The sequence below is a fragment of the Actinoplanes nipponensis genome (assembly GCF_016862275.1).
Taxonomy (GTDB): domain Bacteria; phylum Actinomycetota; class Actinomycetes; order Mycobacteriales; family Micromonosporaceae; genus Actinoplanes; species Actinoplanes nipponensis.
This window is the reverse complement of sequence record NZ_BOMQ01000059.1, coordinates 98,199-111,897: the sequence shown is the minus strand read 5'-3', so window position 1 is coordinate 111,897 and position 13,699 is coordinate 98,199. Positions and strand designations below refer to the sequence as shown.

Below are 13,699 nucleotides of genomic sequence, written 5' to 3'. Positions count from 1 at the left end.
TCGTGATCACCGTATGGTTCGCGCTGGTCGTGCTCTGCTGGGTGCTGTTCTTCGTCCTCGAGGGCTTCGACTTCGGCGTCGGCCTGCTCGCCCCGGTCCTCGGCCGCGACGACCACGAGCGGGGCGCGGTCGTGCGCACCGTCGGCCCGTTCTGGGACGGCAACGAGGTCTGGCTGGTCGCCGCGATCGGGGTGACCTTCGCGGCCTTCCCCGCCTGGTACGCCGCCCTGCTCTCCGGCCTCTACCTGCCCATGGCCGCCCTGTTGCTGCTGCTGGCGGTGCGCGGCGTGGCCCTGGAATTCCGCGGCAAGGGCGACGGGCCGCGCTGGCGCCGCCGCTGCGACGCCGCCCTGGCCGCCAGCTCCGCCGGGATCGTGCTGCTCTGGGGTGCGGTGCTGGGCGTGCTCACCCACGGACTCGCCCTCGGCCCCGACGGCCAGGTCACCGGCACGGGCGTGGGCCGCAGCACCGCGCCGCTGCTGAGCTGGGCGGCGCTCGCCGGCGCCGGCGCGGCGTTGTTCGCCGCCCTGCTGATCGGCGCGACCTTCGTGACCCTGCGCACCACCGGCCCGGTGCACCAGCGCGCCCGCCGGCTCGGCGGCACGCTCGCCACCGGCGGCGCCGCCGCCCTGGTCGCGGTCGGCTCCGGTACGGGGTCACGGCCGGCGCTGGTCGCGGCGGTGCTGTGCGTGGGCATCGCGATGCTGGCCCGCAGCGGCCGGGAGGCCCTGGCCTTCGGCGGTACGGCGCTGGGCGTCGCGGGCGCGGTCGTGGCCGTCTTCACCGCGCACGGCGACGTCGTGCTGCGCAGCACGCTGGACCCCGCCTGGTCGCTGACCATGGCCGGGGCGGCGGCCACGGACTCCGCGCTGCGGCTGATCAGCGTGGCCGGCGTCGTGGTGCTGCCCGGCGTCCTGGTCTACCAGGCGTTCTCGTACTGGGTGTTCCGCCGCCGGGTGGCCAGCGAGCGGGTGGCGTCGTGAGCCGGGGGCCGCTCGACCCGCGGCTGCTGCGGCACGCGCGGGCCAGCCGTACCGGAATCGGGGTCCTGGCCCTGCTCGGCGCCGGCCAGGCGGCCGCGACCGTCGCGGTCGCCGTCGCCCTGGCCCGGACCGTCACCGGCCACGACGCGCTGGCCCTGCTGGCCGGGGCGTTCCTGCTGCGCGCCGCGCTGACCTGGGCCGAACAGGTGGTGGCCCAGCGCACGGCGGCCGCGGTGACCGACGAGCTGCGCCGCGCGGCGCTGGCCGCGGCCCTGCGCCACGGCCCGGCCTGGGTGGCCCGCTTCGGCGGCAACCGGCTCACCGCCGTGCTGGGCAGCGGCCTGGACGCGCTGCGCCCGTGGTTCTCCGGCTACCTGCCGGCGCTCGTGCTGGGCGTGGCGCTGCCGCCCCTGGTCATCGTCGCGATGGCCGTCACCGACCCCGCGTCGGCGCTGATCGCGCTGGTCACGCTGCCGCTGATCCCGGTGCTGGGCGCGCTGATCGGCTGGGCCACCCGGGAGCGGGCCGAACGGGCCTGGGCCGCCGACGCGCGGCTGGCGGGCCACTTCCTCGACGTGGTGGCCGGGCTGACGACCCTGCGGGTGTACGGGCGCGCGGAGCGCCAGACCACGGTGGTCCGTGAGATGACCGACCGGCACCGTACGGCGACCCTGCGGGTGCTGCGGGTGGCGTTCCTGTCCTCGACGGCACTGGACCTGGTCGCCACGCTGTCGGTCGGGCTGATCGCGGTGGAGGCCGGGCTCCGGGTCGCGGCGGGTGACCTGCGGCTCGGGCCGGCGCTGCTGGTGATCCTGCTGGCGCCGGAGGTGTACCGGCCGCTGCGCGAGATGGCGGCCCGCTACCACGCCAGCGCCGACGCGTCGGCGGTGATCGCGGACGCCGACGAGATCCTCGCGCCGGCCGGGGCTTCCGCTTCGCCGACGCCTTCCTTGGTCGGGTCGGCGTCCTCCTTGACCGGTTCGGCGTCCTCCTTGGCCGGTTCGGCGTCCTCGGCCGCGGAGCTGCCGCCCCACTCGGCCGAGCTGCCGCCCCACTCGGCCGAGCTGCCGTCCTCCGGCGCGGGGCTGCCGTCCTCCTCCGGGATGTTGGTGCCGACGGCGGCGGTGCTGGCCGCCGACCGGGAGGGGCGGTTCGGCGCCGGCGGGGCGCGGCCGGCGGTGTTCGCCGCCCGGCTCCGGGTGCGGCAGCCCGGGGCCGCTGGGGACGCGCTCGCCCTGGACGCGCTCGCGGTCCGCCCGGGGGAACTGGTCGCCCTCCGCGGGCCGTCCGGCGCCGGGAAGACCACGGCGCTGCGGGTGCTGGCCGGGCTGCAACCGGCGGTCACCGGCCGGGTCGAGCTGGCCGGGCCCGGCCTGCTCTACCTGCCGCAGCGGCCGACCCTGCCGCACGTGCGCACGGTGGCCGACGTCTTCCCGGGGCTGACGCCGGAGGAGACCCGCGAAGCCCTGCGCGCGGTCGGCCTGGAGTCCGAGGTGGACACCACGACGGTGCTCGGCGAACACGGCAGCGGGGTCTCGGCGGGACAACGGCAGCGGCTCGCCCTGGCCGCGGTGTTGCGGGCGGCCGGGCGCGGGCCCGCGGTGCTGCTGCTCGACGAACCCACCGCGCACCTCGACGCGGACGCCGAACGGCTGGTGATCGAAGGGCTGCGGGCGGCCGCGGACCGGGGATGCGCGGTGCTGGTGGTCGCGCACCGGCCGGGGCTGCTGGCCGCGGCGGACCGGATCGTCGACGTCACTCCTCCCCCGCCCGACGACCGGCCGGCGTCCGCTTCCGGCACTGTCGGCGTGGACGCCACCTCCGGCGCGACACCTAGCGGGCCGGGTGCGGCGCCGGGCGGGCCGGGGGCCGGGAGGACCGCGAGGAATGCGCTGGTGGGGCGGGTGGCCGGGTGGTTCGCGCGGCGACCGGGCACGGCCGTCGGGCTCGGGGCCGCGTCCTGGCTCGCCGGGATCGTGCTCACCGGGGCGGCCGCCTGGCTGCTCGTCCGCGCCTCGGCCCGGCCGCCGGTGCTGACCCTGTCGACCGCCGTGGTGCTCGTGCGGGGCAGCGCCGTCGCCCGGCCGCTGCTGCGCTACCTCGAGCGGCTCGTCGCCCACGACGTCGCCTTCGCCCGCCTCGGCCAGTGGCGGGCCCAGGTCTTCGCCGGCCTGATCCCCCGCGTGCCCGGGCCCCGGCTGCGGCGCCGCGGCGACCTGCTCACCCGCGTCGGCGACGACGTGGACGCCCGCGTCGACGGGCTGCTGCGCGGCCGCCTGCCCGCCCTCGCCGCGGTGACGACCGTGGCGGTGGTGACGCTCGCCGCCGTGTTTCTGCTGCCCACGGTCGCCCTTCCGCTCGCCGCCGGGCTGCTGATCAGCGGGGTGGCCGCGCCGACGCTGGCCGCGCGGCAGGCCGGCCGGCTCGACGCGGCCACGGGGCAGGCCCGGGCCGAGCTGCGGGACGCCGTCGTGGAGACGGTCGACGGGGTCGAGGAGCTGGCGGTGCGGGGGGCCGGCGGGGACGCGCTGGCCGTACCGGATCGGCGCAGCCGGACCCTGGCCCACCTGGAGGCGCGGGCGGCGCGCTCGGCCGGCGCGGCCGCCGCGCTCGGCCTGCTCGGTTGGGGCGTCGCGGTCGCCGGGACCGCCCTGGTGGTCTCCACCGGCGGACTGTCCGGCGAGTGGGCCGCGGTGCTGCTGCTCGCGGTCGTCGCCCTGGGCGAGCCCGTCGCTGCCCTACCGGACGCGGCCGTGGCCCGGCGGCGCGCGGCCGGCGCACGGATCCGGCTGGCGGAGATCACCGCCCAACCGCCGACCACGGTCCCGGGCCCGACCGGCACGACCGGCACGACCGGCACGACCGGCACGACCGGCACGACCGGCACGACCGGCACGACCGGCACGACCGGCACGACCGGCACGACCGGCGACATTCTGATCCGCGGTCTGGTCGCCGGCTGGGACCCGGCGCGGCCGCCCGCGCTGGCCGGCGTCGACCTGGACCTGCCGGCCGGCTCGCGGATCGCGGTGCTGGGACCCTCCGGCGGCGGCAAGTCCACCCTGGCCGCCGTGCTGGCCCGGCTGCTCGGCCCGCGGGCCGGGACGGTCACCGGGTTGGGCCGCAGCGCGCTGGTGGGTGACGAGGCCGACCACGTCTTCGCCTCCACCGTACGGGAGAACCTGCGCCTGGCCCGGCCCGCCGCCACCGACGCCGAGCTGCTCGCGGCTCTGGCCCGGGTCCGGCTCGACGGCTGGCTGGCCGCCCGGCCGGCCGGGCTGGACACGTGGCTGGGCACCGGCGGCGGCACGATCTCCGGCGGGGAGCGGCGGCGGCTGGCCACCGCGCGCGCCCTGCTCGCCGACCCGGACCTGCTCATCCTCGACGAGCCGACCGAGGGCCTGGACGAGGCCGGCGCCGCGGCGCTCATGGCCGACCTGCTGGGCGCCGCCGGCGGGCGTACGGTGCTGCTGCTGACCCATCGGACGGAGGGCCTCGATCGGGTGGACGCCCGGTACGAGCTGCGGGACGGGCGGCTGTCCCGCTGTCGGCGAGCGGACACCGCGGTGGCCGCCGCCCGGTGATACTGACCTCCTTTGTGGAGGATGCATGAACAGCTTCGTGCTGGTCGGCGGGTCCGGCTTCCTCGGCACCGAGGTGGCCGCCGCCCTGCTCGCGGCCGGCGCCGCCGGCACCAGCGTGGACCGGGTGGCGCCGCCGGAGGCCACCGCCTCGGCCGGGCTCGGCTGGGTCGCCGCCGACCTGCTCGTCGACGACCTGCCCGCGCTGCCGCCCGGGGTCGTGGTGGTGCTGCTGGGCGCGAGCGATCCGCGGCCGCGGCGGCCGTGGACGCTGCCGCTGCACAACGCGATCAGCACGGCCCGGCTGCTGCCCGCCCTGGCCGGGCGGCGGGTCATTCTGGCCTCGACCGTCGAGGTGTACGGGTCGGCGCCCGGCCCCCTGACCGAGGAGACCGAGCCCGTCCTGCCCTGGTCGGCCGCCGAGATCGACGCGTGGTGCGCCGAGGCCCGGGACCTGGCCCGCGCCGCCTGTCCGCCGTGGCGGGCCGCGCCGCTGGCCCGGCGGATGGCCGCGGCCGATCCGACCGGCCGGTGGACGTACGCGCTGGCCAAGCTGGCCCAGGAGCGGCTGGTCGCCACGGTGGTGCCGGCCGGCCGGCTGACCGTGCTGCGGCTGGCCAACGCGTTCGGCGCCGGCCAGGACCGGGTCGCCACCCGGCTGGTCCGCCGGGCGCGGGCCGGGCAGCCGCTGCCGGTCACCGCCGGCACGCTGCGGAGTTTCCTGCCGCCGGCGGAGCTGGGCCGGATCATCGTGGGGGGCATCGGGCCCGGGGTCTTCAACGTCGGCGGGCCGCCGGTCCCGCTGCAGGCGCTGGCCACCGAGATCCGCACCCTGTGCGGTTCGGCGTCCCCCGTGCACGAGCGCCCGCGCCGGCTGCCGGACAGCTCGGGGCTGGTGGTCACCCGCCGGCTCGCCGCGGCCGGCTACCGGATCGGCTCGTTGCGCCCGCACCTGGCCCGGCTCATCGAGCAGATCGGCGACGACCGGGAGCCGCTGTTCCGGCCGCCGCTGCCGGTGGTGGTGCCGCCGCGCCCGGACCGGCCCGAGCTGATCGTGGCCCGCCAGCAGCAGTGCCTGGTCAGCGGCGAGGTGAAGCACGGCAACCGGTGGACCCGGGAGCTGACCGAGCGCCTGGGCAAGGAGCTGGACCTCGACGACGACCGGCGGGTCCTGCTCACCGCGTCGGGCACGGCCGCGCTGCGGATCATGGTGGCGGCGACCGTGGGCCCGGCCCGGCCGGGTGAGGTGGCCGTGCTGCCGTCGTACACGTTCCCGGCCACCGCCGAGATCCTCGTGCAGCTGGGCTACCGGCTGCGCTTCGCCGACGTGGACCCGGCCACCTGGACGCTGTCGCCGGAGGCGGTCGCCGGGGCGCTGCGCCCGGGCGACGTCCGGCTGGTCCTGGCGGTCGACACCTTCGGCAACCCGTGCGACTACCCGGGGCTGCGCGCGGTCTGCCGCCGGGCCGGGGTGCCGTTGCTGGCCGACTCGGCGGCGGCGCTGGGCAGCCTGCACCAGGGCCGGCCGGTGGCGCAGCAGGCGGACGCGCACGCGTACTCGATGAGCTTCGCCAAGGTCCTGTCGGCCGGCGGCGCGGGCGGCGCGGTGGTGCTGCCGGCCGAGGCGGCCGAGCGGGTGCTGGCCGATCCGGCCGGCTGGACCCGCTCGGAGCTGATGAACGAGCTGCACGCCATCGTCGCGCTGGACCAGCTGGCGGTCCTGGGCGACCTGGTCCGGTGGCGCGGCGAGGTGGCGGCCGTCTACGCGGACCTGCCGCTGCCCACCCAGCGGGTGCGCGCCGGCGACCGGCACAGCTATGTGCACTGGGTGGCCCGCTTCGCCGACCGCGACGCCGTGGCGCGGCGGCTCGGCGAGCTCGGGGTGCAGACCAAGCCGTACTTCGCGGCCGTGCACCGGGGTCCGCTCGGCGCGGGCGAGGCCCTGCCGGTGACCGACGCGCTGCACGCCGAGGCGCTGGCGCTGCCGCTGTCGTCGGAGCTGACGGTGGAGCAGGCCGAGCGGGTGGTCGCGGCGGTGCGGCGCAGCCTGGCGTCAGGGTGAGCGGAACGCGGGACGGGACGGTTCGCCCCGCTCGGGGCGGGCCAGGCAGTGGACCAGGCGCAGACCCGTACCGGGCACCTCGATGGGCCAGGCATCCCGCACCCAGCCCTGGGTGACGTCCCGGTCCCGGCTGCGGCCGGCCACCAGCCGCGCCGAGCAGGCGGCCGCGATGTCGTCGCGCAGCAGGAGTTCGTCCTCGCCTCCGGCGGCGGCGTCGGCCGGCAGGGTGGTGGCGGCGAAGGTCTCCCAGGTGTGCTCCCGGTCGCAGGGAAGGCTCCGGGGCGACATCGCGCGGCCGCTGATGGAGGTCAGGCCGGCCCAGCACAACGGCTCGGCCGGGCAGAGCATCGGGCCGCAGGCGACGAAGCCCGCCGGGGCGGCGGCGGGCCCGGGCGAACCGGAGACCGCCGGACCGCCGGCGCCCGGGGTGACCGGGTCGTCGGGGCCGAGCGCCTGCCGGACGGCGGCGCCGCCGGCCACGACGACCACCAGGACCGCGGCGAGCACCGCCCACCGGCGCCGGACCGCCGCCCGTGGTCGCGGTGCGCCGGACGCGCGCGACCCGAAAGCAAGATCATCGGGAGCGGGAGCGGCAGCGGGAACGGGCGCGGGAACGGGCGCGGGAACGGGCGCGGGAACGGACGCCGGCAGGGGGACGGGAGGGGGAACGGGGACGGGGGCGGGCGCCGGCTCGACGGTCACGGCCGCCCGGGCAGCGGCCGCCAGCGCCCCCGCCGAGGGCCAGCGGTCGGCCGGATCGGTCGCCAGCGCGCGCTCCACGACAGCCCGGACCGGAGCCGGGACGTCCGCGCCGAGGGCGCGCGGCGGCGCCTGCACCCGTTGCAGGGCCACCGCGTACGGGTTGTCCCCCTCGAACGGGCGCCGGCCGGTCAGACACTCGTAGGCGGTGAGCCCGAGCGAGTAGACGTCGCTGAGGCCGGTGGCGGGCCGGCCCAGCACCTGCTCGGGCGACAGGTACGTCGGCGTGCCGAGGATCGCCCCGGAGGCCGTCAGCTGGGTGCCGTCCTCGGTCCGCGAGATGCCGAAGTCCGTGATCAGCAGGCTGCCGTCGCGGCGGATCAGCAGGTTCGCCGGCTTGAGGTCACGGTGCACGATGCCGCGCGCGTGCACGGCCCGCAGCCCGTCGGCGGCCTGCGCGAGCAGCCGCATGGTCGTCGCCGGGTCGAGGCGGCCGCGGGCCAGCACCTGCGCCAGCGACTCGCCGTCGATGAACTCCATGACCAGGAAGGTGAGCCCGCCGTCCTGGCCGTAGTCGTGGATCGACGCCACCGCGGGGTGGTTCACGCTGGCCATGGCCCGGGCCTCGACCAGGAACCGCCGGGCGAAGTCGGGTTGCCCGGCGACGCCGGGCAGCATCGCCTTGACGGCGACGACCCGGCCCAGCACCTCGTCGACGGCCCGCCAGACCTCACCCATGCCGCCGGCGCCGATCCGCGCGTCGAGGCGGTAGCGGTCACCGAGCCGCACCCCGGCCTGCAGCATCTCCGGTCACCGTCCGTCCGCCGGACCGCCCTCGGCGGTCACCCGCGGGCATCCTGCCACGCCCGGTCCGCCGGGCCGGAAGCGGCAGCGGAGTCTCAAGCGCCATCGCCTCCGACAGCCTCCGGCCGGCCGCTGAGTCCCGCGGGGGGCGCATCTCAGCGGCCGGCCGGTGGCCGTCAGGCGGCGAACCGCCCGGCGATCCAGTCGGCCACGAGGACCGTCGAGGCGAAGACCGCGCCGTCGTGGTTCTGGTTCTGCAGGGTGACCAGGCTGACCGGCTGCCCGTACGCGTTCAGCTGGTCCAGCAGCGGGCCGGCGGTGATGTCGTACGGCACGGCCTCGTCCGCCGTGCCCTGCACGAGCAGGATCGGCGCGCTCGGCGCCGTCTGGGCCGGGTTGTCGTAGCGGGCCAGCTGGTCCACCACCGGCTGCGGCAGCGCGCCGCCGAGGACCAGCTGTCCCGCCTGCAACGGCTGGTACGCGGCCAGGATCTCGTACAGACAGCCGGACTCCAGCACCGGCACCCGGGTGCGGGCCGGCGGCGCCAGCACCGTGAGCGGGTCGAACGACGGCTGCACGGTGGCCAGGCCGTACAGGGCCATCACGAGGTAGCCCTGGCCCGGCGTGCCCGGGATGAGCGGCGCCAGCAGGTTCACGTTGGAGACCGGGGCGATGGCCGCCACGCCGCGCAGGGTCAGCGCGCCGTCGTAGGCGGGCGCCAGTTCACCGGCGAACAGCGCGCCCTGGCCGCCCTGGGAGTGGCCGTCCAGCACGTAGTCGGGGCCGAGGGCGGGGTCCAGCGAGCGGGCCGCCCTGACGCTGTCGATCATCGCGCGGGCCGCGCTGCCGCCGATCAGGTACGGGTGGGCGTCGGGCGTGCCCAGGCCGGGGTAGTCGGGGGCGGCCACCGTCCAGCCGCGGCCGAGCAGTTCGGCGATGGCGGCGCGGGCCTCCGGCCAGAAGACGTCCTGGTGGTCGGAGGGTGCGCACTGGTCGGCCAGCCCGGTGGTGCCGTGCCCCCACACCACCGTCTTGTTGACCTTCTTGCGTCTCGGGGTGAGCACCAGCCCGGTCGCGGTGATGCCGGCGCCGGTGACGCCCGTGCTGACGTACGAGATGCGCTGCCCGGTGGCCAGCTCGGTGAGCTCCGGCGGGAGGGTCGCCGCCGCCGTGGTCAGGACCGTGCCGGGCGCTCCGGCGGCCGCGGCCGCCGGGGCGCCACCGGCGAGACCGCCGCAGATGACCGCCAGGACGGATCCGGCGACGGCCGCCCTCCTGGCCTGATGCCGTAGGACTGCACTCATGCTCTCACCCCTTCCGGGTGTGTGATCTCGGATCTGCCTCCATGCAAGCCCCCACACCCGGGCGATCTCGCACATTTCGTGCGACGGCCGCGGGGGTCTGGCCCAACGGCTGTGCGACCACCGGCCGATCGACGTAACGCCGTCGTTGTGCGACGGTGATCCGATGACGGCCATCGTGGGTCTGGCCCGGGCGGGCGCGGTGTACATCGGCGGGGACAGTGCCGGGGTGTCGGGTCTGAGCCTGACCGTGCGCGCGGACGCCAAGGTCTTCCGCAAGAACCGCTACCTGTTCGGGTTCACCACCTCGTTCCGGATGGGCCAGCTCATCCGCTACTCGCTGACGTTGCCGAAGCCGCGCGGCGACCTGGACGCGTTCATGGCGACGACGTTCATCGACGCCGTGCGTGACTGCCTCAAGGCGGGCGGCTGGGCGGCGAAGGAGAACGACCGGGAGGAGGGCGGCACGTTCCTGGTCGGCGTCCGCGGACAGTTGTTCGCCGTCCACGACGACTACCAGGTGGCCAAGGCGGCCGACGGTTTCGCCGCGGTGGGCTGCGGCGACCAGATCGCGCTGGGGGCGCTGTTCGCCACCGCCGGCACCGGGCTGGGCCCGCGGCGGCGGGTGCGGACGGCGCTGGCCGCGGCCGAACGGTTCAACGCGGGTGTGCGCGGCCCGTTCGTGTGCCTGAAGAACACCTGAGCCTCAGCCGGCCTCCGCCGGAGCAGCGCGGCGGGCGGTGACCAGCAGTTGCTTGCCCGTGTCGGCCAGCAGGGGCGACTCCAGCAGGCGGCGTTCCAGGGCGAGGTGGGCGTCGCCGTCGGTGGTCAGGCGGTGGTTCAGCTCGTCGCGGCCCAGCGCCGCCGCCGTCACCAGCAGCCCCCGGGTGCGGATGTCGGTGAGCCCGGCCGCGGCGCACGCCGCCTCCAGCCGGGCCCGGTCCAGCAGGTGCAGGTCGGCCTCCAGGCCGTGCTGGCGCCACACCCCGCGCCGGGTCGCCAGCCGCCGCAGGGCCTCCTGCTCGCGGCCGTCGCGCAGCAGCTCCAGCACCAGCCCGACCAGCGAGTCGACCAGCACGGCGAGCACGCCGCCCGGGCGCAGCCAGCCCGCCAGGTGGGCGATCGTCGCCTCGGGGTCGGCCGTGTACTGCAGCGAGCCCATGGCCAGCACCATCGCGGCCCGCGGGGGCAGCTCGGCGTCGTCCATCGACGCCTCGACGAGGGTGAAGCCGGGGCCGGGTGGGCGGGCCCGCAGGGCGGCGATCATGCCCGGGGACTGTTCGACGCCCGTCACGGCGTACCCCCGGGCCTGCAGGCGCCGCGCCCAGCGGCCGACGCCGCAGCCGGCGTCGACGATCCCGGCCGGCGGCTCCGGCAGCAGCGCGACGACCTGGTCCCAGGCCAGGTCGTCGTAGGCGCGGCGGTGCGGCACGGCGAAGTGGTCCTCGTAGCCGGCCGCGAGCGCGTCGTAGAGGGGCCGGCTAGACCGCAAGGGACCGCCGTCCCGCCCGCCACTGCAGGTCGGCGAGGTACGTGCCGGGCCGCCAGCGCAGGTTGAGGCTGTAGTTGCTGCCGCAGCCGACGCACTCCTTGCGGAACAGCCGGGCGTGCTCCTCGCGGTACTCGGGGGCGTCGACGATCTCGGCCAGCGTCCGGGCGCGGACGGTGGCCGTCGGGTCGTGCGCCCAGCAGCCGCCCACCTGGCCCTGGGAGTGGATCATGAGCTTGAGCTGCGACTCGGCGCACGGCAGGTCGCGCTGCACCAGGTCGCTGAAGTGGCCGCGCAGGTAGCGCAGGTCGGAGTAGCGGGGCAGCCGGCGGCGGTCGCGGCGGGCCATCCGTTCCAGCTCGGCCAGCGCCGCGTCGAGGCGGCCGCGGTCCACGGCGGTCTGGTCGGTCACCGCGTCGGTGCGGAACAGGAACGTGCGGTCGGTGACCAGGTTGAGGTAGAGCGTCACGTCCAGTTCCTGGGCCAGGGCGGCGATGGCCGGCAGGCTGTCCACGTTGTCGCGCATCACGGTGAAGTTCATCCGCACCTTGAGCCGGTGCCGGTCCCGCTCGGCGATGAGGTGCCGCAGGTGCTCGGTGGTGGTGGCGAACGCGCCGAGGCGGCCGCGGATCCGGTCGTGGACCAGCGCCGTGGGCCCGTCGACCGAGACGTTGAAGCTGCGTACGCCGGCCGCGATCACCTCCTCCAGCACGGCCGGGGTGAGGCGGATGCCGTTGCTGTTGAGGTGCAGGTGGCGCACGCCGGCGCTGCGGGCGTACGCCATCAGGCCGATCGCGTCGGGCCGCAGCAGCGGCTCCCCGCCGGTGAAGTTGACCTTGTGGATGCGCAGGGCGACGAGCTGGCGCAGCACGTCCCGCCACTCCCCGGTGGACAGCTCGCCCTTGGTGTTGGCGGTCCAGCAGCCGCAGCTGGTGCAGCGCAGGTTGCAGTTGTCGGTCAGGAACAGCTCGGCGACCAGCGGCCGGACGTGCAGCCGCGGCGCGAGGCGCTCCTTGACCGCCAGCCGGCCGAAGAACATCGCCAGCCGGGCCTTCTCCGCAATGGTCATGGCAGCCTCCGCGCCGCGACGAACAGGTTGGCTGAGCGGAACAGCCGCCCGTCCAGGTGGATGCCGCGCTCCAGCAGCCGGCGCAGCGGGCCGCCGGTGAGCAGCGCCGGGATCTGCAGCCAGCGCCAGAACAGGTTGGCCCCGGTGACCACCACCGGCTCGAAACCGGCGTCGCGCAGCAGCCCCAGCAGCTCCGCCGTGCGGTAGTTGGTGTGCCGGTCGCGGCCCACGGACATGTCGCCGCGCAGGTCGTTCGCCAGGTCCACGAAGCGCTCGTGGTAGACCCGGGCGCCGAACCGGCGGGTGTAGACCCAGCGGTGCAGCCGGGGCAGCCGGAACTTGGCGTCGTCAGGGTCGAGGAAGGAGAAGACGTGCCGGCGCGGCACGGTCACCACGAGCAACCCGCCGGGCGCCAGCACGCGGCGCACCTCGGCCAGCAGCTCGGCCTCGTCCGGTACGTGCTCGAGCATGTCCAGCGCGGTGACCGAGTCGTAGCCGGCGTCGGGCAGCTCCAGCGGCGCGCCCACGGTGAGCCGGTGCAGGGTGATCCCGGGGTGCCGCGCCCGTACCTCCGCCAGGTATCCGGGGTGCGGGTCGGCCCCTTCCGCGACGACGCTGCCCGCGGTGTCCAGCACGCCCAGGAATTCGCCGGTGCCGCAGCCGAGGTCGAGGTGCCGGCCGGTGCGCCCGTCGAGCTGCTCCCAGGCGAAGGCGTACCGGTGCAGCGGATGGCCGGCGAACGGGTTCATCGGACCAGCCGCCCGCACAGCTCGTCGAGGACGGCCACGAGCCGATCGTCGGAGACCGCCGGCGGCAGCGGGCGCTCGGCGAGCAACCGCAGCGCGTCCTCCCGGTGCCGGGCGACCGCTCCCGCCAGCTCGTCGACGTCCCAGACGGCGACGACCCGGCCGACTTGCTCCTCGGACCGCAGGTATTCCACCTGGTGGTCGTTGCCCATCTCGCCGCGCGCGGCCTCGCGGGCGACCGCCACCGGCACGCCGCCGAGCCGCTGCACCAGCCGGACGGTGTTGCCGGCGTGGGTGATGACGACGTCCGCGGCGGCCAGCCGTTCCTGCACCTGGTCGAGCGGCAGGAACGGGGCGTGCGGACAGGGCGGCACCACGGTGGATGTGCCGGTCTGGGCGAACACGTCATGCTCGGCACACAGCGGGGCCAGCGCCGCGATCAGCCGGTCGAAGGGCCACGGGCCCATGCCGACGGTGACCAGGACGCGGGCCATCAGTAGAGTTCCCCGATCAGCACGGCCCGGCGGCGGGTCTCCAGCAGGGCGGGCCGCTGCACCAGCACGGCCGAGGCCAGCCGGGCGCACACCCGGGCGGCGGCGCCGGCCGGACCGGTCATGTTGAACGTCTCCAGCCACAGGCAGGGCACGCGCAGCAGGCGGGCGGCGAGGAAGAAGCCGACGGCCACGCCGGTGCCGGCCGACACGATCACGTCCGGCCGCTCGGCCCGCAGCAGCCGGAGCGCCTGCCAGGCCGACGGCAGCACCCGCAGCCGGGTGCGCAGGGTGAGCTCGGGGCGCCAGTGCACGCGCTGCCCGGTCAGCGCCACCTCGGTGTCGGGGGCGGGCACGGCCACCCACACCGGGTCGTGGCGCTGCCACCACGGGCGCAGGGCGAGCAGGTCCAGCAGCACACCGCCGCTGCTGGACACGAGGAGCACCCGGTAGCGCCGGCCCATGGGGCATCAC

General features: G+C 76.7%; 11 protein-coding genes. 4 read left to right on the top strand and 7 right to left on the bottom strand.

Annotated features, from left to right (window positions below; genetic code table 11):
* The first annotated feature begins 2 nt into the window (after window positions 1-2).
* From cydB to Ani05nite_RS24790, 3 genes are read left to right on the top strand one after another with little or no spacing between them, the layout of a single operon-like run.
* Entirely contained in the window at window positions 3-983 is a 981-nt protein-coding gene (cydB, locus tag Ani05nite_RS24800; protein WP_203771972.1) for a cytochrome d ubiquinol oxidase subunit II, read from the top strand.
* Window positions 980-4,567 carry a thiol reductant ABC exporter subunit CydC gene (gene cydC, locus Ani05nite_RS24795; protein ID WP_239130587.1) on the top strand — a complete coding sequence of 1,196 codons (3,588 nt, stop codon included), beginning with the start codon at window positions 980-982 and terminating at the stop codon, window positions 4,565-4,567. The genes cydB and cydC overlap by 4 nt, the downstream gene beginning before the upstream one ends.
* 25 nt (window positions 4,568-4,592) lie before the next feature.
* Window positions 4,593-6,626, top strand: a complete 2,034-nt coding sequence (locus Ani05nite_RS24790; RefSeq protein ID WP_203771970.1) for an aminotransferase class I/II-fold pyridoxal phosphate-dependent enzyme — start codon at window positions 4,593-4,595, stop codon at window positions 6,624-6,626.
* Here Ani05nite_RS24790 and Ani05nite_RS24785 read toward each other — a convergent pair.
* Window positions 6,618-8,129, bottom strand: a complete 1,512-nt coding sequence (locus tag Ani05nite_RS24785) for a serine/threonine-protein kinase (RefSeq protein WP_203771968.1) — start codon at window positions 8,127-8,129, stop codon at window positions 6,618-6,620. The genes Ani05nite_RS24790 and Ani05nite_RS24785 overlap by 9 nt on opposite strands.
* A gap of 176 nt (window positions 8,130-8,305) precedes the next feature.
* On the bottom strand, window positions 8,306-9,433 hold the full coding sequence (locus tag Ani05nite_RS24780; protein WP_203771966.1) for an alpha/beta fold hydrolase: 1,128 nt from the start codon (window positions 9,431-9,433) through the stop codon (window positions 8,306-8,308).
* Between the two features lie 163 nt (window positions 9,434-9,596).
* Here Ani05nite_RS24780 and Ani05nite_RS24775 point away from each other — a divergent pair, with 163 nt between their 5' ends.
* On the top strand, window positions 9,597-10,133 hold the full coding sequence (locus Ani05nite_RS24775; protein ID WP_203771964.1) for a hypothetical protein: 537 nt from the start codon (window positions 9,597-9,599) through the stop codon (window positions 10,131-10,133).
* Between the two features lie 3 nt (window positions 10,134-10,136).
* On the opposite strand, the gene Ani05nite_RS24770 is transcribed toward Ani05nite_RS24775, so the two are convergent.
* The 5 genes from Ani05nite_RS24770 to Ani05nite_RS24750 are packed head-to-tail and all read right to left on the bottom strand — an operon-like array spanning window position 10,137 to window position 13,689.
* Window positions 10,137-10,922, bottom strand: a complete 786-nt coding sequence (locus Ani05nite_RS24770; RefSeq protein WP_203771962.1) for a class I SAM-dependent methyltransferase — start codon at window positions 10,920-10,922, stop codon at window positions 10,137-10,139.
* The gene (locus Ani05nite_RS24765) at window positions 10,912-11,988 is read right to left on the bottom strand and encodes a radical SAM protein (RefSeq protein ID WP_203771960.1); all 1,077 of its coding nucleotides are present in this window, start codon (window positions 11,986-11,988) and stop codon (window positions 10,912-10,914) included. The genes Ani05nite_RS24770 and Ani05nite_RS24765 overlap by 11 nt, the downstream gene beginning before the upstream one ends.
* Window positions 11,985-12,737 carry a class I SAM-dependent methyltransferase gene (locus tag Ani05nite_RS24760; protein WP_203771957.1) on the bottom strand — a complete coding sequence of 251 codons (753 nt, stop codon included), beginning with the start codon at window positions 12,735-12,737 and terminating at the stop codon, window positions 11,985-11,987. Before Ani05nite_RS24760 ends, Ani05nite_RS24765 begins: the two co-directional genes overlap by 4 nt.
* Window positions 12,734-13,228, bottom strand: coding sequence for a hypothetical protein (locus Ani05nite_RS24755; protein WP_203771955.1), 495 nt, complete (start codon window positions 13,226-13,228; stop codon window positions 12,734-12,736). The genes Ani05nite_RS24760 and Ani05nite_RS24755 overlap by 4 nt, the downstream gene beginning before the upstream one ends.
* Entirely contained in the window at window positions 13,228-13,689 is a 462-nt protein-coding gene (locus Ani05nite_RS24750) for a glycosyltransferase (protein WP_203771953.1), read from the bottom strand. Before Ani05nite_RS24750 ends, Ani05nite_RS24755 begins: the two co-directional genes overlap by 1 nt.
* Between the last annotated feature and the right edge of the window lie 10 nt (window positions 13,690-13,699).

Excerpts from the sequence above, each read along its gene's own strand:
- Ani05nite_RS24775 (WP_203771964.1), top strand. The coding sequence starts at position 9,597 with ATGACGGCCATCGTGGGTCTGGCCCGGGCGGGCGCGGTGTACATCGGC.
- Ani05nite_RS24750 (WP_203771953.1), bottom strand. The coding sequence starts at position 13,689 with ATGGGCCGGCGCTACCGGGTGCTCCTCGTGTCCAGCAGCGGCGGTGTG.
- Ani05nite_RS24790 (WP_203771970.1), top strand. The coding sequence starts at position 4,593 with ATGAACAGCTTCGTGCTGGTCGGCGGGTCCGGCTTCCTCGGCACCGAG.
- Ani05nite_RS24785 (WP_203771968.1), bottom strand. The coding sequence starts at position 8,129 with ATGCTGCAGGCCGGGGTGCGGCTCGGTGACCGCTACCGCCTCGACGCG.
- Ani05nite_RS24755 (WP_203771955.1), bottom strand. The coding sequence starts at position 13,228 with ATGGCCCGCGTCCTGGTCACCGTCGGCATGGGCCCGTGGCCCTTCGAC.
- Ani05nite_RS24765 (WP_203771960.1), bottom strand. The coding sequence starts at position 11,988 with ATGACCATTGCGGAGAAGGCCCGGCTGGCGATGTTCTTCGGCCGGCTG.
- Ani05nite_RS24780 (WP_203771966.1), bottom strand. The coding sequence starts at position 9,433 with ATGAGTGCAGTCCTACGGCATCAGGCCAGGAGGGCGGCCGTCGCCGGA.
- Ani05nite_RS24760 (WP_203771957.1), bottom strand. The coding sequence starts at position 12,737 with ATGAACCCGTTCGCCGGCCATCCGCTGCACCGGTACGCCTTCGCCTGG.